Origin of the sequence: Roseivirga seohaensis (assembly GCF_001592945.1) — a bacterium.
In the GTDB taxonomy this organism is placed as follows: Bacteria; Bacteroidota; Bacteroidia; order Cytophagales; family Cyclobacteriaceae; genus Roseivirga; species Roseivirga seohaensis.
Genome location: NZ_LRPB01000001.1, coordinates 38671 through 64922 on the forward strand (window position 1 = coordinate 38671; position 26252 = coordinate 64922).

Annotated in this window: 18 protein-coding genes; 13 read left to right on the forward strand and 5 right to left on the reverse strand. The window is 38.3% G+C overall.

Translation table 11 applies throughout. The annotated features are described in order from the left end of the window. Nucleotide 1 precedes the first annotated feature (1 nt). The 6 genes from sov (at nt 2) to AWW67_RS00215 (ending at nt 10227) form a co-directional block, all read left to right on the forward strand. A complete protein-coding gene (sov, locus tag AWW67_RS00190; protein ID WP_089082010.1) occupies nt 2-7132 on the forward strand; it encodes a T9SS outer membrane translocon Sov/SprA in 7131 nt (2376 codons plus the stop codon). A gap of 54 nt (nt 7133-7186) precedes the next feature. Beyond that, the gene (gene gcvH / locus AWW67_RS00195) at nt 7187-7567 is read left to right on the forward strand and encodes a glycine cleavage system protein GcvH (protein WP_053223825.1); all 381 of its coding nucleotides are present in this window, start codon (nt 7187-7189) and stop codon (nt 7565-7567) included. 14 nt (nt 7568-7581) lie between these two features. Continuing rightward, nucleotides 7582-7950 (forward strand): VanZ family protein, encoded by a 369-nt coding sequence (locus AWW67_RS00200; RefSeq protein ID WP_062299391.1) that lies wholly within the window; start codon nt 7582-7584, stop codon nt 7948-7950. A gap of 53 nt (nt 7951-8003) precedes the next feature. Further along, entirely contained in the window at nt 8004-8678 is a 675-nt protein-coding gene (locus AWW67_RS00205) for an energy transducer TonB (protein ID WP_053223823.1), read from the forward strand. A 148-nt stretch (nt 8679-8826) separates the two neighbouring features. Next, nucleotides 8827-9495, forward strand: a complete 669-nt coding sequence (locus AWW67_RS00210; RefSeq protein ID WP_062299588.1) for an energy transducer TonB — start codon at nt 8827-8829, stop codon at nt 9493-9495. A gap of 69 nt (nt 9496-9564) precedes the next feature. Beyond that, on the forward strand, nt 9565-10227 hold the full coding sequence (locus tag AWW67_RS00215) for an energy transducer TonB (protein ID WP_062299392.1): 663 nt from the start codon (nt 9565-9567) through the stop codon (nt 10225-10227). 73 nt (nt 10228-10300) lie between these two features. On the opposite strand, the gene AWW67_RS00220 is transcribed toward AWW67_RS00215, so the two are convergent. Genes AWW67_RS00220 through AWW67_RS00230 form a run of 3 tightly spaced genes read right to left on the reverse strand, consistent with a single transcriptional unit; the run spans nt 10301 to nt 15582 of the window. Then, complete coding sequence (locus AWW67_RS00220; protein WP_071387014.1) at nt 10301-11182, reverse strand: YicC/YloC family endoribonuclease; 882 nt, start codon at nt 11180-11182, stop codon at nt 10301-10303. Between the two features lie 59 nt (nt 11183-11241). Next, nucleotides 11242-14505 (reverse strand): hypothetical protein, encoded by a 3264-nt coding sequence (locus AWW67_RS00225; protein ID WP_062299395.1) that lies wholly within the window; start codon nt 14503-14505, stop codon nt 11242-11244. A gap of 24 nt (nt 14506-14529) precedes the next feature. Beyond that, nucleotides 14530-15582 carry an NAD(P)/FAD-dependent oxidoreductase gene (locus AWW67_RS00230; RefSeq protein WP_062299396.1) on the reverse strand — a complete coding sequence of 351 codons (1053 nt, stop codon included), beginning with the start codon at nt 15580-15582 and terminating at the stop codon, nt 14530-14532. Between the two features lie 71 nt (nt 15583-15653). Between AWW67_RS00230 and AWW67_RS00235 the strand changes: the two genes are divergently transcribed. The 5 genes from AWW67_RS00235 to AWW67_RS00255 are packed head-to-tail and all read left to right on the forward strand — an operon-like array spanning nt 15654 to nt 22876. Further along, the gene (locus AWW67_RS00235) at nt 15654-16301 is read left to right on the forward strand and encodes an MBL fold metallo-hydrolase (RefSeq protein WP_062299398.1); all 648 of its coding nucleotides are present in this window, start codon (nt 15654-15656) and stop codon (nt 16299-16301) included. Between the two features lie 3 nt (nt 16302-16304). Then, nucleotides 16305-17003, forward strand: a complete 699-nt coding sequence (gene pssA, locus AWW67_RS00240; protein WP_260311179.1) for a CDP-diacylglycerol--serine O-phosphatidyltransferase — start codon at nt 16305-16307, stop codon at nt 17001-17003. A gap of 20 nt (nt 17004-17023) precedes the next feature. Then, nucleotides 17024-20419, forward strand: a complete 3396-nt coding sequence (gene porU, locus AWW67_RS00245; protein WP_082793941.1) for a type IX secretion system sortase PorU — start codon at nt 17024-17026, stop codon at nt 20417-20419. A 31-nt stretch (nt 20420-20450) separates the two neighbouring features. Then, the gene (gene porV / locus AWW67_RS00250; RefSeq protein WP_062299401.1) at nt 20451-21602 is read left to right on the forward strand and encodes a type IX secretion system outer membrane channel protein PorV; all 1152 of its coding nucleotides are present in this window, start codon (nt 20451-20453) and stop codon (nt 21600-21602) included. A 5-nt stretch (nt 21603-21607) separates the two neighbouring features. Next, nucleotides 21608-22876: a M16 family metallopeptidase gene (locus tag AWW67_RS00255; protein WP_062299403.1), complete on the forward strand. Its 1269-nt coding sequence runs from the start codon at nt 21608-21610 to the stop codon at nt 22874-22876. Nucleotides 22877-22916: 40 nt separating this feature from the next. On the opposite strand, the gene AWW67_RS00260 is transcribed toward AWW67_RS00255, so the two are convergent. Next, on the reverse strand, nt 22917-23381 hold the full coding sequence (locus AWW67_RS00260; protein WP_062299592.1) for a nuclear transport factor 2 family protein: 465 nt from the start codon (nt 23379-23381) through the stop codon (nt 22917-22919). A 154-nt stretch (nt 23382-23535) separates the two neighbouring features. Here AWW67_RS00260 and gcvT point away from each other — a divergent pair, with 154 nt between their 5' ends. Continuing rightward, the gene (gene gcvT / locus AWW67_RS00265; protein WP_082793942.1) at nt 23536-24630 is read left to right on the forward strand and encodes a glycine cleavage system aminomethyltransferase GcvT; all 1095 of its coding nucleotides are present in this window, start codon (nt 23536-23538) and stop codon (nt 24628-24630) included. Between the two features lie 25 nt (nt 24631-24655). Continuing rightward, nucleotides 24656-25354 (forward strand): 2-phosphosulfolactate phosphatase, encoded by a 699-nt coding sequence (locus tag AWW67_RS00270; RefSeq protein ID WP_062299404.1) that lies wholly within the window; start codon nt 24656-24658, stop codon nt 25352-25354. Nucleotides 25355-25361: 7 nt separating this feature from the next. Here the strand turns inward: AWW67_RS00270 and AWW67_RS00275 are convergent, their stop codons facing one another. Continuing rightward, nucleotides 25362-26162, reverse strand: a complete 801-nt coding sequence (locus AWW67_RS00275; RefSeq protein WP_062299406.1) for an aspartyl/asparaginyl beta-hydroxylase domain-containing protein — start codon at nt 26160-26162, stop codon at nt 25362-25364. Nucleotides 26163-26252: the final 90 nt, after the last annotated feature.

Here is a 26252-nt window from a genome sequence, read left to right on the forward strand (position 1 = left end):
CTTGATCAACCAAACCATCAAAATATTACTCCTGATTTGCATAGGGTTCACCTTTTTTGGTGGAGCTACTAAAGCCTATGCCTATGAACAGCAACAGGATTCTACTAGAATTAGCTCAGACACTACTGAATATATAAAAACCACCTACCCCAACTTTGGACTGAGGTACCGCGTTGGCGACCCTCTCACAAACAGACGGTTAAAATCACCTTTACTTTTCAATAACCTAAACTTCTTTAATCAAGAATATAGATTGGATACAAGTAAATCTTTGGTGTATAGCGAAAAATTTGGAAGTCAATTTCTCGGCCCTCCTACCAGAATCCCCTTTAATGCAGCCCTTCAACAAAGAGAAGAGCAAGGCAACCGAGAGTTTCTGGCCGAAAAAGCCAAAGCACAAGATGGAGAAAGCGCTGTAAGTAACCGGGGTCAACTTATCCCTCCTATTGCTTTAAGTCCATTTTTTGATAGACTCTTTGGTGGTGATGAAATCAATATCCAAACCAGCGGCTTTGTTCAATTAGATTTTGGTGGGCAATTTCAACGTGTAGATAATCCTGCAATCCCCATTAGACAACAGCGAACGGGTGGTTTTGAATTTGACCAGAATATTCAAATGAGTTTGCAAGGTAGCATTGGATCCAAATTAAAAATCGGAGCCAACTTTGATAACAGCAACTCTTTCGATTTTGAGAACCAACTTAAAGTAGAATTCGGTGGCTTAGAATCAGACATTATAAAAACGATTGAACTAGGAGACGTGAGCTTACCAGTAGCTAATAGTCTGATCAGTGGTGCTCAAAACCTTTTTGGCTTTAAAACTCAATTACAATTTGGGAGACTTTACGTTACTGCCTTGGCAGCCACTCAGCGTGGGCAATCTCAATCTATTGAAGTTGAAGGAGGAATTCAAAGAAACGAATTCGAAATCAGAGCCTCTGATTATGACGAAAATAGACACTTTTTCCTAGGTCAGTTTTTCAGAGACAATTATGAAAACTGGCTCAGAAGTATTCCTTCAGTTATTTCAGGTTTACAAGTAACAAGGGTAGAAGTTTATGTACTTAACAGAACCAACAATACCCAAACACTTAGAAATTTTGCGGCCTTTATGGATTTAGGTGAAGGCGACAAAATTTATAGAGAAAACAATGCCTTTATAGGAAATGGCACACCCAATTCACCTACTGCTAACAATGCAAATAACCTCTATCAAAACTTAGTGAATGATCCGCGCTTACGACAAGCAGACCAACTGAGTTCTATTTTAGAAGATGAAAAAGGCTTAGAGAAAGCCCTCGATTTTGAAAAAGTAACAGGCGCTCGAAAACTTGACCCATCGGAATATTACTTCAACAGCCAACTCGGATTTATCTCATTAAGTAGGCAATTACAAAGCGATGAAGTGTTAGCCGTATCATACGAATATAGCTACCAAGGAAGACGGTTTAAAGTAGGAGAGCTTACAGAAGATTATCAAAACAGAACTGAAAGTGAAGCCATTTTCTTGAAATTACTTCGGCCAAGTAAAATCAATACCCAAGTACCTACTTGGGATTTGATGATGAAAAACATTTACAACCTAAATGCTTCAAACATTAGCAAAGAAGCCTTTCAACTGAGAGTAATTTACAGAGATGACAAAACAGGGATAGACAACCCAAGTTTGCACGAAGGAGAAAACACCAAAGATGTTCCACTTATTAGAATTTTTGGGTTGGACAAATTAAACCAAAGTGGAGACCCACAACCCGATGCTAACTTCGATTTTGTTGAAGACGTAACCATTAACACCGAGCGTGGCTACATGCTTTTCCCTGTACTTGAACCCTTTGGGCAAACCCTAGAGAATAAATTTGCTGCGAGAGAACAGTTTTTAGTCGATAAATACGTTTTCGATACACTCTACCGTACAACAAAAGCCGATGCCGAATTGGTGTCACGGCTCAATAAATTTTATATCAAAGGAAGTTTACAATCAGGCTCTTCTAATGAAATCAACCTTAATGCCTATCAAATATCGCCAGGTAGTGTGCAAGTATTAGCAGGAAACACTCCTCTTATTGAAGGCTCTGACTACACGGTTGATTATTCTTTGGGCAAAGTGAATATCATTAATCCTTCAATTCTAAATTCAGGAAAAAAAATCAGAGTAAATTATGAAAAAGCCGACCTATTTAATTTCCAATCGCGCACATTAGTTGGAACACGCTTAGACTATGTGTTAAACCCTAAAACAAATTTCGGATTCACATTTTTAAACCTAAACGAACGTCCGCAACTCACCCGTGTAGGCATTGGCAATGAACCAGTAAACAATACGGTTTGGGGGCTCGATGTAAACTATAGTGATGAATCTCGCTTTATTACTAAAATGGTGGACGCACTTCCATTTATTGACACCAAGGCGCCTTCTACTGTTACTTTTAGTGGAGAAATGGCACATCTTATACCTGGCACTTCCAACAAAGTAGATGGAGTAGGCACCTCTTATATAGATGACTTTGAATCAACGGTTACCCCTTTTAGCTTAAATAACCCCATCAGCTGGAAGTTTGGAGCCACCCCAAAAACTGACGATAACAAATTCGATAAAAGTAATGAAACAACCGACAGGCTTGGAGCAAACTACAAAAGAGCCAAACTAGCTTGGTACACCATCGACAACGTTATTTATAGAAACACAGGAAGATCGAGACCAGAAAATATTACAGCAACTGATTTAGAAAACCATTACGTTCGTTCTGTTGGCCAAAACGAAGTAATTAAAAGAGATGCCCAGCAAATAATTGTAAACGAGCCTTCGTTCGACTTGGCTTATTACCCATCAGAAAGAGGTATTTACAACTATAACCCAAACCTAACACCAGAAGGTTTTTTACCTAATCCAAAATCTAATTTCGGAGCCATTACTCGTGCCATTTCAAATGAAGTCGATTTTGATAAAACCAATATTGAGTACATCGAATTTTGGATGATGGATCCATTTATCAATACAACCAACGGAACACCCAACAACCCAAGGGGGCTCATAGATGATGGTATTAATACCCCAAAAGCAAACACCACAGGGGGAAAGTTTATTCTGAACCTTGGTAGTATTTCTGAAGATTTAATGAAAGATGAAAGGCATGCTTTCGAGCAAGGGCTGCCTGCCGATGGCGACCCAAGTATTGAAAATGTAGTAGAAAACGAATGGGGTCGGGTAACTCGTCAACCATATCTAAATCCTGCATTTGATAACTCTGGAGATGCTCGGGCTAATCAAGATGTTGGGCTTGATGGATTAAAATCTTCTGATGAGCTTACCTTTTTCGCTAATTATTTGAGTTCGCTTAACGTAAATGCCACTGCCAGACAACAAATTGAAGCCGACCCTTCAGGAGATAATTTTCAATACTATTTGGGAGACGATTTAGATATAAAAGATGCTAAAGTTTTAGAGCGATACAAAAACTTCAATGGTTTAGAAGGGAACAGCCCAATAAATAATGGCAACCAACTTTACACGCCTTCATCTACCAACTTACCAGACAATGAGGATTTAAACCGAGATAACACACTGAACGACCTCGAGGAATACTATGAATACGAATTGAATTTAAAACCAGGTCAACTCGAAGTAGGTAAAAACAACATTGTCGATCAGGTTTCAAACCCTATTGGCGACAGTGGAGATATTGTAAACTGGTATCTATTCCGTATTCCTGTAAGAAAACCCGATCGTGTTCAAGGAAATATCAATGGCTTCAAATCTATTCGCTACATGCGTACTTATTTCACTGACTTTGAAGAGCCAGTGGTGCTTAGGCTCGTAAATTTCAGATTGGTTGGAAGCCAGTGGAGAACATTCCAAGAAAGCCTGTTCGAAAAAGGTTTGAACGAAATTCCAGAACCTTCAGACCCGAACTTTACGGTTTCTGTAGTTAGTATCGAAGAAAACAGTCAAGGTAGCCAAGGCAGACCGCCATATGTTTTACCACCAGGAATAGAACGTGATAGAGATAATACTTCGGCCGTAGAAAGAAGACGCAATGAGCAATCGCTACAACTTTGTGTAGACGACTTGAGAGATAAAGATGCCCGTGCTGTATTTAAAAATGTAAGTCAGGACATGGTGAACTACGGAAGAATCAAAATGTTTCTTCATGCCGATAGTCAAGATAATCTCGCTCCAGGAGAAGTAACTGCTTTCCTAAGGCTTGGTACAGATTTCACTGAAAACTATTACGAAATTGAAGTACCATTGACCATGACTCCATCGGGATTATTATCTCCAGAAGACATTTGGCCAGAAGAAAATGAAATCGACCTAGCTTTCAGTAGTTTGTACGAAGTTAAATCTAGACGAAATGCGAGTAATGCCAACCTCAGTTTACCTTATACCGAAACCGTTGATCGCTATAATATCACGGTGGTTGGAAGACCAGACCTAAGTACTGTTCAAACCCTTATGATTGGGGTGAGAAACCCAAGCTCACCAGATTTAGAGCCAAAAAGTTTCTGTATTTGGGCCAACGAACTTCGCGTAACCGATTTCGATTCAAACTCTGGAATTGCTGCCAACGCTAGGCTCGATGCCCAATTAGCAGATTTAGGAAACGTATCGGCTTCTTTAAGGCATTCAGGTATTGGTTTTGGAGGAATTGCCGACAAAATTTCTGATAGAAACAGAGAAAAAACTACACAGTATGATATTTCTACCAGCTTAAAATTGGGCAAGTTTTTCCCAGAAAATTGGGGCATTGAACTCCCCGCTTATTTTAGCTTAGAAAATTCCCGATCAATCCCTCAGTACGATCCACTCGATCCCGATTTACCATTGGAAGATGTACTTAACTCATTCGAAACAAAAGAAGAACGTAAAGCCTACTATGATAAAGTTGTAGATCAATCGAAACGCAGAAGTTTCAACTTTTCTAATGTGCGAAAAAGAAGAGTTAACGCAGATGCTCCAAAACGCATTTACGACATAGAAAACTTGAGCTTTACTTATGCCTATAACGAAATCACCAGAAGCAACATTAACACCGCCTCTTATGATTACAAAAATTACAGAGGGGCAATAACTTATAGTTACCAACCCAAAGAATGGTTTATTGAACCTTTCAAAAACATAGGTTTCTTAGGTTCAAAATGGCTTCAAATTATCAAAGACATCAACTTCAACTTAGTACCTAACTCAATTACTATTAACGGTAATGTAAACCGAAGTTTCTTAAAAACTCAATTAAGAAATTCAGACCTTGGCACCGAAGGAATAGACCCCTACTATGAAAAGTCGTTCACCTTCGACAGAAGCTATGCAGTAAATTGGAACCTGACCAAAGCACTAACACTAGATTACTTCGCAAACGTAAATGCTATTATTGACGAACCCGAAGGGGATATCAATACCGATATAAAAAGAGATTCGGTTTGGACCAACTTTAAAAACTTTGGCCGAATAAAGAATTACACCCACACCATTAATTCTAGCTACACCCTACCCTTTGAAAAAATTCCTGCTACGAATTGGCTAAATTCTACGGTAAGTTATGCCTCCACTTACAACTGGAAAGCAGGCGCTATCGGCCAAGCCGATAGTTTAGGAAATTACGCAGGCAATACACGCATAGTAAAGGTCAATGGTAAGATTGATATGCAAAAGATCTATAACAATATTGGATTACTGAAGAAAATCAATTCGCCCACCCGTAGTAGGACTCGACCAACAGGAATAGCAGCAAACGACACAACCAAACAACGAAAAACCATTGATCAAATGCCAGCCTTAAAGGCCTTGTTAAGAGCCGTTATGATGGTAAGAAGCGCTACTTTCGATTACTCTATTGCACAAGGAACCGTACTGCCAGGTTATATGCCCGATGTTTTCCTTTTTGGGCTCGATGAAGATATGAAAAACCCAAGCTTGGGCTTTATTGTCGGTAGCCAAAATGCGGCAATACGCAGGCAACTGGCCTATGATGGGCTTTATGCGCAAAGCACCTTCCTAACCGCCCCGTTTACACAAGACAAAAACATGAGCTTTAATTACTCAACAGTGTTAGAACCGTTTGGCGATTTTAGAGTAACCCTAACAGGAAGAAAAACGCACTCTGAGAATTATCAAGAAATATTCAGACGAGATGATGTTGCTGGCGATTACTTAAGCATTAACCCTACCCGAACCGGTACTTATATAGTATCATTCAACATGATAAAAACCGCTTTCGAAAAGGACGATAGCAATGACAACTCTCCTCTATTTGCCAATTTTGAAACCTACAGAAATATCTTAAAATCTAGATTAGATCAGTCGAATGATGCAGGAACATATGACCTTAACTCTCAAGATGTAGTGATCCCAGCATTTTTGGCAGCCTATTCAGGCCAAAGCCCAGATGAGATTAAAACCTCAGCATTCCCACGTCTTCCTATACCGGGCTGGTCCTTAAATTATCGAGGATTAACAAAGATTGATGCCGTTAAAGAGTTATTTAGTACGGTGAGTATCAGCCATGCTTACAGCAGTCAGTACAGTGTAAGTAATTATATCAACTCGGCTTTATATACCTCAAACCTCACTTTAGATAATCAACTTAATGATTATGGTTTGGCAGATCAGTTTAATGAAGACGGCAATTTGGTGCCAATATTTACTTCTCAGCAAGTAGTTCTTTCAGAGAAATTTTCTCCACTAGTAGGCATAAACCTGAAAACAACCAGTAGTTGGAACCTTGATCTCAACTATTCTAAGGAAAGAAACATAGCCCTCAACTTGTCTAATATCCAAGTAACCGAACGGTCGGCAAACGATATTAGCATGACTTTAGGCTATACCAAAGCAGGAGTTAAAATTCCGTTTAGAATAAGAGGCAGAAAAGAAACCCTACCAAATGAATTACGCTTTAACATGACTTTTAGCCTAAGAGATAACAAAACCGTTCAGCGAAGAATTGACGAATCGAGCATTGTTACAGAAGGGATTAAAATTTTCCAATTGAATCCAACAGTAGAGTATAATATAAGCGATGCCCTTCAGGTAGCATTCTATTTTGAGAAGAATATAAACGAGCCAAGAGTGACCACAAGCTTCTTAAATGCCAGAACTGCCTTTGGTGGAAGAATTAGGTTCAGTTTGTCTCAATAAACACTTATTTTTCGCAAAAATCCGTTTATTTTTGGTCGAATTTATTTTAAAGAAATGAACATACCAGAAAACTTATTGTATACCAAAGATCACGAGTGGATTAAGGTTGAAGGCGAAGAGGCAACAGTTGGAATTACTGATTTTGCTCAAAGCGAGCTTGGCGATATCGTATATGTTGAAATTGAAACAGAAGGAGATTCGCTTGACAAAGAAGAGGTATTCGGCACCGTTGAAGCTGTAAAAACCGTTTCGGATCTATTTATGCCCCTTTCGGGTGAAGTAAAAGAATTTAACAGCCAGCTTGAAGATGCACCAGAGACAGTGAATTCTGACCCTTATGGAGAAGGTTGGATGATCAAAATCACAATGAGTGATCCTTCAGAAGTAGATGGTCTTATGGATGCTGCTGCTTACAAAGCATTGATCGGTCAGTAGATCCAATTTACCCATTGCGCTCGTTTATTAAACAATATTGGGCCAGTGTATTATGGGCCATAGTATTGGCAGTATTAATGCTATTGCCTCAAGATTCTTTTCCAGAGTCTAAATTACTTTCTTATGACAAACTAGCCCACTTGGGTGTTTTTGGAATTCTGAGTTTTTTAGTACTTCTAGGAAAAAGAAATAAAGAAGACAAAGTACGGCTTGAAAACAAATCCTTAATAAGGGCGTTAACTATATGCATAGTTTACGGACTGGTTTTGGAATCATTGCAGTCCGTTGTACCTGGTAGAATGACAGATATTTATGATTTGCTCTCAAATACAATTGGAGCTATTGCAGGTGTCGTAGTTTTTTCTACTTTTATAAAATATTAGTTTGCGAATACCAAACTAATAGCATAGTTTTAAAAGTGTAACTAAAAGAGATTATGGAAGCTAAAAAGACTCCGTCAGCAGACTTGAACAAAAAGTCTAGCCTATTCTTAGCAATAGGTCTGCTAGTGAGCCTTGGTATTACATTCGCTGCCTTTGAATGGAAGAAAACTGAAAAGGGTGAGTTAATGGACCTAGGTATGGCAACTGACGATTTTGAAGATTTAATTGAAATCCCACCAACCGAGCAACCACCACCACCACCGCCTGTAAAACAGCAGCCTCAAATTATTGAGATTCCTGATGAAGAGGAGATCGAAGAGGAAATCGAGATCAATTTGGATGTGGAAATCACTGAAGAGCAAGAGGTTGAGGAAATTGTTTTTGAAGAAGAACCTGAAGAGGAAGTAGGAGATGAAATATTCCTTATTGTTGAGGAAAACGCTGAATTCCCTGGAGGTGATGCTGAGTGGAACAAATTCTTACAAAAGAACCTAAAATACCCTCGTTCAGCTCAAAGAATGGGAATTGAAGGTGCTGTATTTTTATCTTTTGTAGTTGATAAAGAAGGTAAAATTTCTGACATCACTGTAACTAGAGGAATTGGAGGCGGCTGCGATGATGAAGCAGTTAGAGTTTTGGAGTCATCTCCAAGATGGACCCCAGGAAAGCAAAGAGGTAGAGCCGTTAAGTCAAGAATGGCCATCCGAATTCTTTTCAAACTTAAGTAATTTTAGAAAGCCCAATTAAGTTGGGCTTTTTTTAGTACTACATTAACTAGTTTTTTAGTTTTATATTGAGTATGTTTAGTTAATGATTCTGCAAACGAAAAAAAAGAAAGAATCAATAATCATATTTCTAACCTTAAATGATAAAACTATGGAAGCTAAGAAATCTCCAGCGGCTGATATAAACAGAAAGTCAAGTCTGTTTTTAGCCATCGGCTTATTAGCAAGTCTAGGTATCACTTTTGCTGCTTTTGAATGGAAGCAACATGAAAGAGGTGACCTAATGGACTTAGGTATGGCACTCAACGATTTTGATGATTTAATAGAAATCCCGCCAACAGAGCAGCCACCTCCAAAAGCCCCTCCTATTCAACAACCAAAAATTATATCAATACCAGATGATGAGGAAATTGATACGGATATAGAAATCAATATTGATGTGGATATATCGGAAGATACAGAAATAGCCGATCTTGTTTTTGAAGATGAGCCCGATGAAGTGGTATCAGATGAACCATTCCTGATTGTAGAAGAGATGGCTAAATTTCCTGGAGATGGCTGGAATAAGTTCCTAAACGATAACTTAAAGTATCCGCGCCAGGCTCAACGGATGGGGATTGATGGTGCAGTAGACCTTTCCTTTGTGGTAGACGCTAATGGTATAATTTCAGATATTGAAGTAACCCGAGGCATTGGAGGCGGTTGCGATGAAGAAGCGATTCGTGTGCTTAAATCTTCGCCAAAATGGATTCCAGGAAAACAACGAGGTGTTGCTGTAAAATCAAGAATGGCCATCAGAATTAAATTTAGGCTTAAATAGAAGAATGCCCAACCCAGTTGGGCTTTTTTGGTACCTTTACAACTAATTAATTAGTTTAAATACAAAATCATGGAAACTAAAAAGAATACTCAAGTAGATATTGAAGGGAAAAGACCTCTTTTTCTCTTCATTGGTTTAACCGTTAGTTTGGGCATAAGTCTAGCAGCTTTTGAATACAAAACTCTACCAGTAGAACCATTTGTATTACCCTATGATTCACAAGATCACAGAAGCTTTGACGAGCCTCCTATTACAATCCACGAGCCACCAAAGCCTATTCAACAGCCTGTACTTATAGAAGTTCCTAATGTAGAAGAGCTTAATGAAATCGTTGATTTTACCTTTGAAATAGAACCCAATAACATTGAAAATATGGTATTGGATGAAATCATTACAGAAAAAGCCGAAAAAGCTGAAGACCCATTCATCGTTTTGGAAAAAGAGGCTTCCTTTCCCGGAGGCAATGAAGCTTGGGCTAAATTTCTAAATAAGAACTTTAGGTATCCAAGAAATGCCCAGAAAATGGGGATTGAAGGTAAGGTAATTCTCACTTTCAATGTTGCTGCCAATGGCGAAATTTCAGATTTGAAAGTCGTAAGAGGTATTAGTAAAGATTGCGATGCAGAAGCCATTCGAGTACTTAGTAAATCTCCGAGGTGGAATCCAGGTGAGCAGCGGGGAATTCCAGTGAAATCGCCAAGACAAGTGACTATTCATTTTAAACTCAATTAATTCATACAACGCAAGAAGCCTGCTTTAAAGGCAGGCCTCTTATTTATTTCGTGAAGATCGAATTCAAGCAAGCTTAAATCACATTTAAAAGCTGCTCTTTAATCTTTTCTAACTCGTCCTTCATACACACTACAAAACGCTGCATAGGCGCGTAATTAGCTTTAGAACCAATTGTATTTATTTCCCTTCCTATTTCTTGAGAAATGAAATTCAGTTTCTTTCCTTGCGAGTTTGTCTCTTTCAAAATTTCTAAGAAGTAATCAAGGTGAGCACTCAAACGAACGAACTCTTCACTTACATCTAGCTTCTCAATAAAGTAGATCATTTCCTGTTCGAATCTATTCACATCAAACTGATCAGATCCTAGTAAATCTTTTTGATGACCTTCTATTCGTTCTCTTATAGATACTAACCTCTCTCCTTCTACTGCCTTAATATCATTTAGGTAATTCTCAATATTTTGAATATAAGATTCAAGCTCAGATTGAAGTTTTGCTCCTTCTTGCTCTCTAAACTCATTACAGTGAGCGATAGCGGCAATTAAATTTTCTTTGGTGAATTCCCATTGTTGGGTAATCACCTCCTCATTTATACCCGATCCCGACATTACTTCTGGGCTGTGTAGAGCCAACCTAAAAAGATCTCTCTTTTCGGCCCCCACCTCAGTAGCAAGTTGATCATACTCATTATAATACGACTTGAATAATGCATGATTCACTTCCTGTTTTGAAGCTTCGGCATCGTCTGAGCTCATCTCGATACTTACCGCTACTTTACCTCTCACCAACTCAGAGTTCAATATATTTCTGATCTCAAGTTCTTTGTCTTGTAGGTGTCTTGGCAGACGAATTTGAGCGTCAAGAAATTTAGAATTGAGAGAGCGAATTTCAACAGAAACTTGCATTGCGCCTTTCTGCGCTTTAGATAGGCCGTAGCCCGTCATTGATTTAAGCATGTAAATTGGTTTTAAACAACTTGCGAAGTTAAGCCTATTCAGCCAATCTCAAAAAGTAATTAAAAATCGTACCCAATTGATATTTGAAGTTTTGGATTTCCAACATTGAAATCTTGTATAGGCCAAGCTAAGTCGAGCCTAGAGAAAAAACCAAAGAGCATGGTTCTCATTCCTACTCCAGCGCTCTGTAGCCATGGATTACTAAAATCATTAATTACACCAGAAAAAGGAGAGCCAGGGACTACAATTTCCTCCGTATTCACATCATTTCGGGCTTGAAAAGCCGAAATCTCATACCAAGCAGAACCTATATCGTAAAACCCAAGAAACTGAAGATTTCTAATAAAGCTAGATTTGGTATCGGCCGTAGCCAAAAACTGATTTACTGGTAACCTAAGTTCACCAGACAAGGTCAGTACCGTACTTCCCTGAAAAGTATTATATGAATAACCTCTAAGGTTAGTGAACTGATTGAATAAAATATCACTGTTGTCATTTAAGGTTTGTAAAAGGAAAGGATCAGGTTCAGAACCTTCTACGGCCTCCCTCTTATTAAAGGCCCAATTATCCACCCCTCCTAATAAATAGGATTTTGGTGCTTTTCCTCCATAATGCCCAAAAAACACCCTGCCTGCTAAGTAAACACCTTTGGTGACTCTTTGATAATGCCTAATATCTGCTTCAATTTTATTAAATCCGACCGCATTTTTATTCAACTTTGAATGTGACTCAAAAGTCAATTTAGCTCTAGTTCCTTCATGAATATTGGTTCCGCCAGTCAAGCTGTTATCAAAAACAACACTTGTATTCAGGCCTAAATAATTAGCCGTTTTTTCTGCCACTATTCCCGAGGGTGCATTAAGTAGTAACAAGTAATCTAAATCAATATATCGGGTTTGCTCGAAGAAGGGACTCACCTCAAGCCTTAGGTAAGGACTAAATGGGAAGGCCGCCCCCAACTCAAATCGATTCAGGTTATATCGCTGAGATTGTGTTGTTGTATTGTCTCTTAATAAAATTGACTTACGAAAGTACTTCGCTTTTATGTCGATAGCTTCTTTAAGATATTCGTACTCCAAAAAAACATCAAAACCACTATTGAAATTATAGGGCACTAATGCGCCTCCATGCAGTCTATGGTTTTCCAAATAATCATTCATCTGAATTTCCAACAACTGGGAAAAAGATCTCAGTTCGTCTATTACGAATGATGTTACTACATTATTGGTCTGGAAACGAGGTTCGTATGCATTCGGTCCTTCTATTGTATTTTTTAGACCTCTATTTTGATAAAGGCTTAAGAATGACCTATTGGCCCCTTCATCAGAAACTGGTGCTTCAAACTTATAGTCTTTAGAGTTTACCTTCGATTCATTCTTAAACACATAATTCTCAGTATCAATAGCACCTAATTTTAAAGAATCAATCTTTGGTTGTTTTGGTACTTCAGTTATTTTTTTGGCTTTGGTTAGACTATCTGTGTTTTCGGTATCCAACAATCTCTTTCTTCTAATTTCACTTAGTATTCTGATACTTTCAAGCTCCCTTCGTGGTGTAGCTGTCGTAAATATGTGTTGAATATTCCCCAAACTCTCGAGGTAAATAACATCCTTAGAGTCGAGTGTAGATATAAAAGCTATTCGATTATGGTTCTGGTCGATAGTAAACTCTTTGATTCCAAAACTGTAATTACTCATTTGCTTACTGATTGAGTCATTTACAGTATGTAGATAAACATTATTTACGCCCTGTTGATCGCTCAAGTAATAAATTTCATTCAGATTTTTTGCAATGGGGTTAGATTCTACTGAAAGAGAGTTTGTTAGTTTTCCGTATACGCTATCGACTAAGTCTAAATCGTAGGTATAAAGATTAAACTGGTTAGAACTTACATCTTTTAAATCAATTGGCCCTTCTACATAAACACTGTCTGTTGGTCGGTTAGAAGAAAATAAAACGACATTGGACTCTGGTAAAAAGCTAATATCTCGATCATCATAACTATCATTTGAAATCCTTCTGATCGTTCCTCTATTTACTAAGTACAAATAAGCATCGCTTTTTCCGTTTACAACTCCTGTTAATGCTGCTAACCTACCACCTTGCTTAAACTCAAAACTCTGAATCTGGCTTACGGTAGGAATGGCCAATACCTGCTCTCCTTTTGCTCCAACTCTCTTAATGGTTACTGTGTTTCTTCCTTCAGAGTAGGCAACAATTCCCAAAGTAAATTCATCTACCCAGCTTAAAAGGGGATAATTACTATTCACTTCCTGTGCCAATAACTTAATTCCGCCTTTGTAAAGCACCATTTCTTCTCGAGAGTCCATGTTAATTACTCTCACTTCGTACTTCCCATTATCAAACACAGTGTAGGCTAGCAAAGAGCCTTCTGCATTAAATTTTAAATGGCCGATTGTAGATGTTTTTGATCTACTTCCAGAAATTATCTGTGATTCAGGAAGCCTCTTATAACTCTCCATTATACGGAGGTTCATTTGGGAGTAAAAGGCTTTCCATCCCTCCATGAAGTCTTTATAAGGAACTCCCAGCGTTTTGGAAATACTGCTCTCCTCATCTTTAACAATTCTAGCTAAGTTCAGAATATTTGAAATATCTCTCTTTCCGTAGGTTTGGGCAATGTAATTCCAAATTGACTGACCTAATAGAAGATTAGCTTCTTTGCTTAGTTTCGAAAATTTGGCAGGCTGTTCTTGCAACACATAATCTCTTGCCATATCATCCATCTCTTTGTTCCATCCGTAGGCTACATAAGCAGAAACACCATCGATAAACCAATTGGGAATTGGCGATGAAAAGGTTGACTGAAACATTTCAGCTATGTTTCCACCAAACCACATTTCCTCAACCAACATTTTGGTGAAATTGAAAACGAGTTCCTCTTTAAACGAAGCGTAATCTCCAGAAAAAGCTACTTCAACTTGAGATTTAACGAAGTCGGTTTGACCTCCGATTGTAAAGTCATCTCCTTTAACACCTACATTACTCTGCTGCTTTTCGGCTATAGAGTTGTATAAAAATATTCTAGTTTTAGAATATGGAAAGAATCCAATTGTTTCGGTTACCCTGCTAAATTCAGATTCTAAATAACCAATTGATTTCTTTGCCAAATCTTCTCCACCATCATAATAGTAAACTTCAAAATTGTTCGATTTTAAGTATTTCCAATTAAAGTATTTGTACTGAATTCTATTCTGACCGTATTCTTCACGATATACCTGCGCCTCAGAAGAAAAAGGGATAGATAAAAAACCAATGGCTGCAATGGCTATTATGAATGGGTAACGTAGAGATTTAAACATATATCTTCTTTACAGAAAAGACTTTTAATATAACGAAAAAAATCGCTCAATATTGACCTCACTATCTATGCCGTTTTCGTCTGTTAAAAACTCTGTTAACTGCTTAGCGTAATAAGGAACGAGAGAAACTCCCTTGGTGCCAAATCCATTAAAAGAAATAAGACTTTTAAATTTTGGATGCTGCCCAATAATGGGTTTTCTATCTTTTGTTGCGGGCCTTACACCAGCCAACTGATATTCAATTTCATACGGAAATTTAACCAGCTCGTTTAATTTATGTACTAACACGTTTTTTGCTTCAATGGTTGGCTTTTCATCCAAATTTTGATGATCATAAGTAGAGCCAACTTTGCAAAGTCCGTTTCCTAAAGGAATTACAAAAACACCTCTGTTGTGGATTACCCTTAAATTTTCTTTTGTGTTGATTATCAAGAGTTCACCCTTTACAGGCCTTAACGGAATCCAACCGAAATATTGTTCCTCTAGCGATTTATGACCGTTGCAAAAAACTACCGACTTACATTTTATACCCTGATAACTGGCAAAACCCTCTTCTAATTTTAAGTGAGCCGGATTAAAATACCCCTTTGTCAAACTTTTTCTCTCGACTAGAAACTTTGCAGAAACCTCCAAAAGCTTACCGGTATCTACAAAACCAGATTGATTTAACAGAATTCCACCAAAATCATCACTCACTTGACTTCCATAAGCCGAACTATTATGTACGGCCTGTACATACCTAGAGTAATCGATATCGGCACTTTTCCCCATCCATTCATTTAGTTCTTCTGGAGAAATAAACGGTCGATAAATAGGAATATCATTGACAAAATCGGCCTCTAACTGTTGTTGAAGTTTAGGATAATAATCCGTCAGGTAACCAAATAAGTTATCTGCATTCCAAGTTTTGACCATTTTACGACCAGTCACAGGATTATAGAGACCACCCGCAATTTTTGAGGAATTGGAAAGCAACGGATCATCAAAAACCATTACACTGCAACCCGCATTTATCAAGTGATTGGCCAAGATACTTCCTGCCAACCCCTGCCCCACTAGAATATAATCCACTAACATTGGCCGAATTTAAACCAACATTTTTTGAATAATGGCTATTATTAAATGAAATTTGAGCAAAACAGTAATTTATGATCAAGATTAAGCCTTTCACTTTTAACCCTTTTATGGAAAACACCTATATTTTGTTTGACGAAACAAAAGAAGCGGTAATCATAGACCCCGGATGTTATGAGAGGGAAGAACAAGATGAACTGGTTAAATTTATTGAAAGTGAAAGTCTTATGGTGAAATCACTCCTAAACACCCACGGTCATATCGACCATGTTTTGGGTAATGATTTTGTGAAGCGAAAGTTCAACGTTGACCTAATTATTGGTGAACACGATGAAGAAACACTTCGATCTGTAGGCGCTTATGCAGCTAATTATGGTTTTCAGAATTATACGCCTGCTCAACCTAACAAATTTTTAAAGGAAGGCGACACTGTGAAATTTGGCAACAGCGCACTAAAAGTTTATTTCACCCCAGGCCATGCACCGGGCCATATTATTTTTGTAAACGAAGAAGAAAACGTTTGCATTGGAGGCGATGTACTCTTTGAAGGCAGTATTGGAAGAACAGATTTACCCGGTGGCGATTTTGATACTTTAATTAAAAGTATTCATAATAAACTCTTTAAGTTTAATGATGAGATGATAGTTTACCCTGGGCATGGCGGCCCTACAACTATTGGAGACGAAAAAGCCACTAACCCATTTTGTGCTCTTAAAAAATAACCTTTGGAACCCATCAAAAAAGCCATCCCAAACCTGTTTACCTTAGCGAATTTAAGCTGTGGAACAGTCGGTATAATTCTTTCTTTTCAGGGGGAAATAGCAACAGCATGCTACCTTATTTGGTTGGCGGCTGGCTTCGATTTCCTCGATGGTTTTTTAGCGAGAATCCTCAAAGCACAATCCGAAATAGGTAAGCAACTGGATTCATTAGCTGATTTGATCACTTTCGGTTTGCTACCCGCTATTCTTTATTATCATATGCTTGTGGGTAAAATAGATTCGCCACTTGAGTATGCCGGAGTACTCATTGCTGTTTTTTCTGCCTTACGCTTGGCAAAATTCAACATTGACGAAAATCAAACCACAAGTTTCACGGGTTTGACCACCACGGCAAATGGAATTTTCACCAGTACACTTCCTTTAATTATTGTTGGAGATACATTTATGAGCGACTTTCTAGCCAACGAATGGGTGCTTTTTACTTGTGTTATAGTATTTTCACTGTTGATGGTTGCGCCTGTCACTTTGCTGTCATTTAAGTTTTCAAACTTTACTGCAAAAGATAACTGGCAGCGTTTTTTACTGATTCTGGTAAGCATCATTTTAATTGTGATTTTCAAAACTACCGCAGTTCCTTTAATCATTGTTGTTTATCTTTTGCTTTCGCTGCTCACCCAGCCAGCAGATAAGAAAATTGTTTAAATAACGTTGAGCTTCAAGACATGGCCAGTCGATTACGATCAAAACATATCTTGCTCATCGCCTTCTTTATTCAGGTATTTATTGGCGTTGCTACTGCCCAAAACTCAAGTGTTTTAGCTACTGGCAAATGGGTAAAAATGAGCTTCGACAAAGAAGGGGTTTATCGGATTAACCAAAACACCCTAAGCCAAATGGGGTTTGATATCGGCTCCATTAATCCGCAGAACATTGCCATTTACGGAAGTAAGGGAGGAATGCTTCCACAAGCCATTTCAACAGCTAGAGATGGGCTTCGAGAAACCGCCATATTCGTTTCTGGAGAATCTGATGCTACTTTCAACTCTGAGGATTACATTCTATTTTATGTAGATAGAGTGAATGAACTAGAATTCGACCCTTTGACTAATACTTTTGAGTCTATTCAAAACCTCTATGCAGATGAGGTTCATTACTTCATTACAGTAAAAAACAATAAAGGATTACGTATTGAAAATCTACAAAATTTAGGCACCAACTTACCTGAGGTAAATACTTTCAACAAAATTATTCGGTACGAAAAGGACGTAAAAAATATTCTTGGCTCTGGAAGAAAGTGGTTTGGAGAAAGTTTCAATACTAATAATGAATTGAGTTTCGATTTTCCGCTTACCAACCTAGCCACCAACGAAACAATCAAATTTCGGCTTAATGCTTTAAGTCAGGCATTCAATAATACATCACTTACCGCAAGCCTCAATGGTCAATCCATTGGTCAGCTAGATTTTTCTGCCATTCCAGATACACGATATGGCGTTAAGGGAAACGAATCCTCGGGCTTATTCCAAGTCAACTCAACCACCTTTTCTAGTGCAAATCAGCTCAATCTAAAATTAACTTTCGACCAAGCTGGCTCCAATAATGCGGTGGCCTATCTTGATGGTTTTCTATTAAACATACCCACCAAACTTCAATACGGAGGCAGTTCAATTAACTTCCGAAGTATAAAATCACTTGATCAACCGATAAGCACATTTAAATTAACAGAGGCCAACCAAAACCTAATGGTTTGGGACATCACTAATCCGTTAAATGCGAAAAATCAAACCTATAATTTAAGTGGATCAGAGTTACGCTTTGGTGCTTTTTCAGATGAACTTCACGAATACGTTGTTTTTGAAGCTGCACTTCAGCCTCTTCCTACAAAATTTGAATCCTTGACCAATCAGGATTTAAAAGGGAGTGTAACACCAGACATGGTGATTATATCTGCACCAGAATTTTTAACCGAAGCCGAAAGATTAGCTGCTTTCAGAAGAAACGAAGATCAGCTTTCTGTATTGGTAGTTACTCCTCAACAAGTGTACAATGAATTTTCTGCTGGAAGACAAGATGTAACGGCCATTCGTGATTTCATTCGTCACTTGAAACTAAAAAGTGATCAGCTAAAGTATTTACTGCTTTTCGGCAAGGGGTCATATGATTACAAAAACAGAGTTGAAAACAACACCAACTTTGTTCCTACCTATGAGTCCAGAAGCTCAATTCATCCATTGACCTCCTATTCATCTGATGATTATTTTGGTTTTTTAGAAGATGATGAAGGCGAATGGGAAGAAAATACAGTTGGCGACCACACTTTGGATATTGGCATTGGGCGTATTCCAAGTACAACTTTGGCGCAAGCCAAGAGCGCAGTCGACAAAATCATCAATTACCGAACTAGCCCAGAAAGCATTGGAGACTGGAGACGCAGATTGGTTTTTGTAGCCGATGATGGTGATAACAACTTGCATCAGCGCGATGCTGATCAGTTAGCTACTCTGGTCGACACTACATATTCGGGCTTTAACGTGAGAAAAATTTACCTCGATGCGTACGAGCAAATCCGATCCCCTAATGGTGAATCTTCTCCAGAAGCAGAACAAGCTTTGCTTGACGCTGTTGAACAAGGCGTTTTGATTATGAACTTCACAGGCCATGGTGCAGAAACCGGCTGGATGCAAGAGCGAATTCTCACTACCGAATCTATTGACGATTGGAAAAACATAAACCGACTCCCACTATTAGTTACCGCCACCTGTGAGTTTGCCAGAAACGATGACCCCACAATTTTTTCTGGTGCCGAAAAAATAATGTTCAAACCAGATGGAGGCGCAATTGCTCTGGTGGCCACCGCGCGTCCCGTATTTTCCTCTTCCAATTATGCCTTAAACCTAGCGCTCTACAAAACCATTCTAGAGCAGCCTAATGGTAACTTCCAGCGGCTTGGCGACATCATTCGCTATACCAAAAACAATGCGCTGAATGGCGCTAACAACAGAAATTTCATCCTTTTAGGAGATCCAAGTATGCGCTTGGCTTACCCCAAAAATGAAATCACAATCAGCAGTATCAACGGTAAATCACCATTGGCTCAAGCAGATACCTTGAGTGCGTTAGAAAAAGTGAACATCATAGGTCAAATTGAATCTAACGGCCAACGCATAGAAAACTTTAATGGCGAAGTCACATTTAGTCTTTTTGACAAACGTAGTGTGCTGCAAACTATCGGAACAGAAAGCGAAAAGTTTGAGTACTTAGAGCGCAACAGTCAGCTTTTTAATGGCAAAGCATCTGTAACAGATGGTGTGTTTATGATAGATTTTGTAGTGCCTAAAAACATCAACTATCAATTTGGAAGTGGTAAAATGAGCATGTACGCCTTGAATAACAGCTTAGAAGACGCATTCGGAGCCAAAATAGATTTTATTCTCGGAGGCACGGCTCAAAACATTTCTGAGGATAGAACTCCACCAAGCATTAGCATTTTTATTAATGATTCTACCCGAGTAGCTACCCCTGTGGTAAAACCTGATGCTACACTCATGCTCAAATTATTCGATGAAAGTGGAATCAATATTTCAGAAAATGGAATCGGCCAAAACCTATCGGCCACGTTAAACGACTCTATTACTTATAATTTAAATGGTTTTTATAATGCTAAAAAAGATAATTTCAGAAAAGGGGAAGCATTGTTTCCTTTGCGCAATTTACCTCTGGGAATCAACACTTTAGAAATTAGAGCTTGGGATAATTTCAACAACTTAGCAAAGAGCAGTTTTGATTTTGAGGTTACCGATGAAAATTCTATGGTTATCACAAAAATAAACAGCTATCCTAATCCGTTGGTAGAGCATACTACTTTTAATATTTCGCATAATAGCGCAGGAGAGCCTTTAGAATTGACGATTGATATCATAAATGCACAAGGTGAAAATGTAGTTTCGTTACATTCAGAAATTGAAAGAGGTTCGAATACTGAAAGCATTACATGGAACGGTTTAGACAGTTCAGGAGTTAAGTTGGGCAAAGGAATTTATGTTTACAATGTGATCTTGATGTCTAAAAACAACGGAAAAACGCACACCAAGCGCGATAAACTTATTATTTCATATTAGTTTTATAATAGTATCTTTGAAAAAAAATTACATGAAAATTAATATTAGGATCGTAGCAATCCTGGTTTTAGCCGTCATTTTTTCGTTTCCTTCCGTGGCCCAGAATTCTGGTACAATCTCAGGACAGGATACAGACAAGAACGTAATCACTACTGCTGTTCCCTTCCTGACTATTGCGCCAGACCCAATCTCAGGAGCCATGGGTGATGTAGGAGCAGCCACAGCGCCTAATGCCAACAGTATTCACTGGAACCCTGCAAAACTCGCTTACCTAAACAACGATTATGGCTTCGCATTTTCTTACACACCATGGCTAAGCAAGTTTGTAGACGACATGTCGATTTCCTATTTATCAGGCTACAAAAAAATTGATGACAGTCAGGCTTTTGGATTGGCCATGACTTACTTTGATTTGGGAGATATTCAACTTACTGATGGAGTAGGTAATAACCTTCAGATGATTAATCCTCGTGAATTCTCAATTGCGGGAACCTACTCACGAAAACTGAGCAATGATTTGAGTATTGGTGTAACAGGTAAATTTATTCATTCCAATCTTTCAGGAAACATCACTACTAGTCCTGTAATGGATCCTAAGCCAGGCACTAGTATTGCGGCCGACATTGGAGTGTATTATAAAACAGAAATGAATGTATTGGACAAACAAAGTCAGCTTTCATTTGGAGGTATTATTTCGAACATCGGTGCTAAAATCTCATACAATACTGCCGATGAAGAAGACTTTATTCCAACGAATTTAAGGTTAGGAGCTGCTTTGGCCAGTTTCCTCGACCCGTACAACAAAATTACCTTCGCCTTAGATTTCAATAAATTGATGGTTCCGACCCCTCAAGAAGACGGTAGCCACAGAGACAAATCTTTAATAGGCGGTATTTTTGGTTCCTTTGCCGATGCACCAAACGGCTTTAATGAAGAGCTTCAAGAAATCATGATTTCTTTTGGAACCGAATATGAATACAAAGAGACCTTTGCGATTAGAGCTGGGTATTTTTCGGAACACCAAAACAAAGGAAACAGAAAATACTTTACAGCTGGTGTAGGCTTTAAAGTTAAAAAATTAGGAATTGATTTCGCATATCTGGTTCCTACACTTCAAGAACATCCACTGGCCGAAACTTTACGTTTTGGACTTACTTACAACCTTGACAAAAAAGCCAAGTAAAACGAATGCTCGATAGAACAATCGCCCCTGGGTTTAAACCCATCAAAAAAGTTACTATTCCTCAAGTTCATTCAACAGTACTTTCAAACGGAAGGAAAGTTTTCTTTTTGAATGATCCAGCGGTAGAGGTATTTAAAATTGATTTGGTAATTCCTTGTGGAAGTTGGTTTACTGAGAACTATAACCTGATTTCATTCGCGCTAAAAATGTTGAATGAAGGCACCACTAATCGTAATGCTCATCAGTTGGCCGAAGCCATTGATTTTATTGGAAGTTTTGCCGAATTCTCACCAGGTTTCGATCAGAGTACAATTTCATTCTACGGTCTTTCTAGGTTTTTCGATAAGAATTTAGCCCTGCTTTCCGAAGTAATAAGCAACCCTAGTTTTGACGAACAACAGTTTGAAACCTTAAAGAAAAAAGAGATTCAGCGGTTAAAACTAAATCTAGAAAAAAGCAGCTATTTATCTTCTGTAGCCTTAAGGAGCTCTCTTTTTGGACTCGATCACCCTTATGGAAAAAGTAATAGCGTAGAAAAAATACAGGCGGTTCAACTTTCAGAAGTAAAAGCCTTTTTTGCTTCAAACTTTAGTGACTTCGATATTATGGTTTCTGGGAAATTACCAGATAACTTTGTTGATAGCCTTGAGTTGAATTTCGGCAAAAGCCAAGTAAAAAAAGTAAGCTTGCCAGAATACGAAATTGCAAAAACCGTAGCTCACTTAAACGAAATCCGTAAGCCTACATTTGTTCAGTCGTCTATAAAAATAGGCAAAGTACTCTTCAATCGTGCTCACTCTGATTATATGAAGTTCACCGTGACAAATGAACTTTTAGGTGGTTTTTTTGGCTCGCGCTTGATGAAAAACATTCGTGAGGACAAAGGTTTTACCTATGGAATTCATTCACATCTCTATTCCCTTAATCAGGAAGGATACTTCAGCATTGGTACTGATGTGAATAGCGAAAACGAACAAGCCACTATTGACGAAGTTTTTAAAGAAATTACTAAGCTTCAACAAGAATCTGTTGGAGAAAATGAGTTAGAAACCGTAAAAAACTACATGGCGGGTTCATTTGCTGGCTCGGTAAATTCGCCTTTTGCCATCATGGAGAAATTCAAAGCAGTGTATTTTCAGGGAATGGATATGAGCTTTTACGAGCAGTACTTAAGTGCTGTATACCAAGTCACCAGCGAAGACATCATTCAAATGGTAAATATTCATCTTCAACCTGAGAGTTTTTACACTTGTATTGCTGGGCCAGAAAAGTAGTAAAAATCCCGAACCTATACAGATTCGGGATTTACATCTCCTAATGTTGGTTATAGACTTTTGCAACAATACGCCAGCCACTCTCAAACTTCAATAAACTCAGGTAATCTGTATACACTTGTTTGCCTTGGTTAAAAAGCTCTATTTTCACTTGGGCAGCACCGCCTGTAACATCAACCGAAGCAAACTTATGTTCCCATTTGTTCTTCGGGTCCTTAGCATCATAATTATTAGCTTTTCTTTTTGCAACACCATCTGCCCAAACAGCAATGGGGTATTTGCTAATACTTTCGCCTTTGGCAGAATAGATGGCAAAGTCTTCATGAAAACCCTTTTTCATGGCTTCTGCGTCCAGTTCATTGAACGCCCCATGCACATAAGATTTTAATACTAAATCTTTAATAGCCTCTTCTTCAGCCTTGTTCTTTCCTTCATGATGAATAAAAGCAAAAGAAGAAAACCCCAATAGGCAAATGATGACCAGTAAGTAATGACCTTTTTTCATAATTTTCATTTGTGTTAGCAATTACATAAAGATAACTGATTTTTTAGTTTTAGGTTACAGAATACCCACATCATCTTTAGGTGCCGATACCTTCACACCAAGGCGTTGTTTTTATGATCTAATTGTTACTTTTGCCTACAAATTAAATCACCCTATGGAAATGGAATTGAAAAAAGTAGCCCTTAATGACCTCCACGAAAAACTTGGAGCTAAAATGGTACCCTTTGCAGGTTATAACATGCCTGTTCGCTATTCATCTGATTTAGAAGAACACAACACGGTAAGAAATGGCGTTGGAGTTTTTGACGTTTCGCATATGGGTGAATTTGTTATAGAAGGGCCCGAAGCCCTTGACCTTATTCAGCGAGTAACAAGTAACGATGCCTCAAAGCTAGTAGATGGCCAAGCGCAATATTCTTACCTACCAAATGAAGATGGTGGTGTAGTAGACGATTTGCTAGTATACAAATTCAAAGAAGAGAAGTATATGCTTGTAGTGAATGCTTCCAATATTGAAAAAGATTGGAACTGGATTAGCAAGTACAATACGAAAGGCGCCATTATGAAAAACGTTTCGGACAGCCATTCTCTTTTTGCTGTTCAAGGCCCTAAAGCTGTAGAAGCACTTCAATCACTTACTTCAGTAAATCTATCTGACATTAAATTCTACAACTTCGTAGTAGGGCCTTTTGCAGGCGTAGAATACGTAATCATTTCAGCAACGGGTTATACCGGTGCTGGTGGTTTTGAAATCTACGTAAGCAATGAGCATGCTGAACAAGTTTGGAATGCCATTTTCGAAGCAGGTGCGACCTTTGATATTAAGCCTATTGGCTTAGGCGCCAGAGATACGCTACGTTTAGAAATGGGGTACTGCCTTTACGGAAATGATATTACTGACGAAACTTCGCCATTAGAGGCAGGCTTAGGTTGGGTAACTAAATTCACCAAAGAATTCACTAATTCTAAAAACCTTCAAGCAGAAAAAGAAGCGGGTGTAAAACGTAAACTTGTTGCCTTTAAAATGATTGACAAGGGTATTCCAAGAAGCCATTATGCGTTAGAAGATGCTAGCGAAAACACTATAGGTGAAGTAACTTCTGGTACCATGTCACCTTCACTGGGTTATGGAATAGGTTTAGGCTATGTAACTATTGAAAACGCTAAAATAGGAACTGAAATCTATGTGGCTGTAAGAAATAGAAAGCTTAAAGCCGAAGTGGTTAAACTTCCTTTTTATAAAGCTTAATTAAAGCACCATATAGCGCCAATACATGAAAATAGACGTTTGTTATACCCCCGAACTTATCCATCAGTTTGAGGTTGAAAATAAAACCGTAGTAGTGATTGATATTCTCAGGGCTACTTCGTGTATGGTTGCCGGATTGGGTTCGGGTATACAATCTATTACACCAGTAGCCACCGTTGAAGAATGTGAGGCACTTGGCGCACAAGGTTACATTATGGCGGGTGAACGAGGTGGGGAAAAGGTAGAGCAGTTCCATATTGGTAACTCTCCATTCGACTACATGAAACCTGAAATGAAAGGTAAAAAAGTAGCCACCACCACCACCAATGGTACACAAGCCATTGAGCTTTCGAAAAATGCAAAAGAAGTGATTATAGGCGCTTTTCTTAATCTAAGTGCAGTAGTAAATCATCTGATGAAGTCAGAAAACGATGTGTTGCTATTCTGTGCAGGCTGGAAAGGAAAGTATAATTTAGAGGATAGCCTTTTTGCCGGGGCAGTTTGTAATGCGCTAAAGCAAAATACTGAATTAGAAAGTGATTCAGCATTATGTGCTTTTTTCTTATATCAATCAATGGCTAGCGATCTGGCCTATTACATCAATAGGAGTAATCACGCAGCAAGACTTTCTAAATTCAATGTAAAAGAAGACATTGAATATTGTGCACGACTGAATGAGTTTAATGTAGTTCCTAAATTAGTGGGTTCAGAACTTACCGTTTAATGTTATTTTAAGCCTGCTTAGCTAAAGGCTTCTCAATTTCCTCAGGATCAAGATCAACTTGAACTTCGGCATTCTTGAGTACATTTTTTAGCCTTTTACTCTTTTCTCTTAAACCATATACCCAACGGTTCATGGGCTGAAAAATCTTTGGTAGGTCAGTTCTGAATACATCGCAAAACAACACCACTCTCGTTTCATTGGTTTTATTCCAAACTGCGTGTTGGAAAGTATCATCGAAAAGCACGTCCTCTCCCTCTTTCCAATCATAGCGCTGGCCACCATCAATAATATAGCACTCACCTTCTTTAGGAATAATTAAACCTAAATGGTACCGCCAAACGCCCTTGTAAAAACCATTGTGAGGAGGGATATGTTTTCTAGGTCCAATAATTGAAAACATGGCAGTAGTAATACCCGGAACTTGCTTTAAAAGTGCGGTGGTTTTTGGCGCCTTTGCACAATTAGCATCCTGCCAATTGTCGTAAGCTTTGAACATAAAAACACGCCAAGCCGATTTATCCTTATCTGAAATAAATCGTTGAATCTTATCTACCTCATGGAATTTAGGAATATCATTCTCATTTTTCAGAACTTCAATCAACTCTTCTTGAATAACCCTCCAATTATCTTTTAGTATTTTATGCTGAGGAAAAAATTCGTCCACATCTACAATAGGGGGATTCTTCTTGAAGATTCGTAATACCAGAGAAAAAGTAATTGCTATTAGACTTGGCTCAACAAAGTAGAGAATCACATTCAGCAAAATAAAAGCTAGGAGAATTACACCTAAAATCTCTAAAATGATCATAACAGCGCGGTGATTTTAATTAAAAAAGGTGTTTAAAGTTGCTAAAAATTTAATCTATTGACATTCATAGAACACAAAAAGTTCAACCTA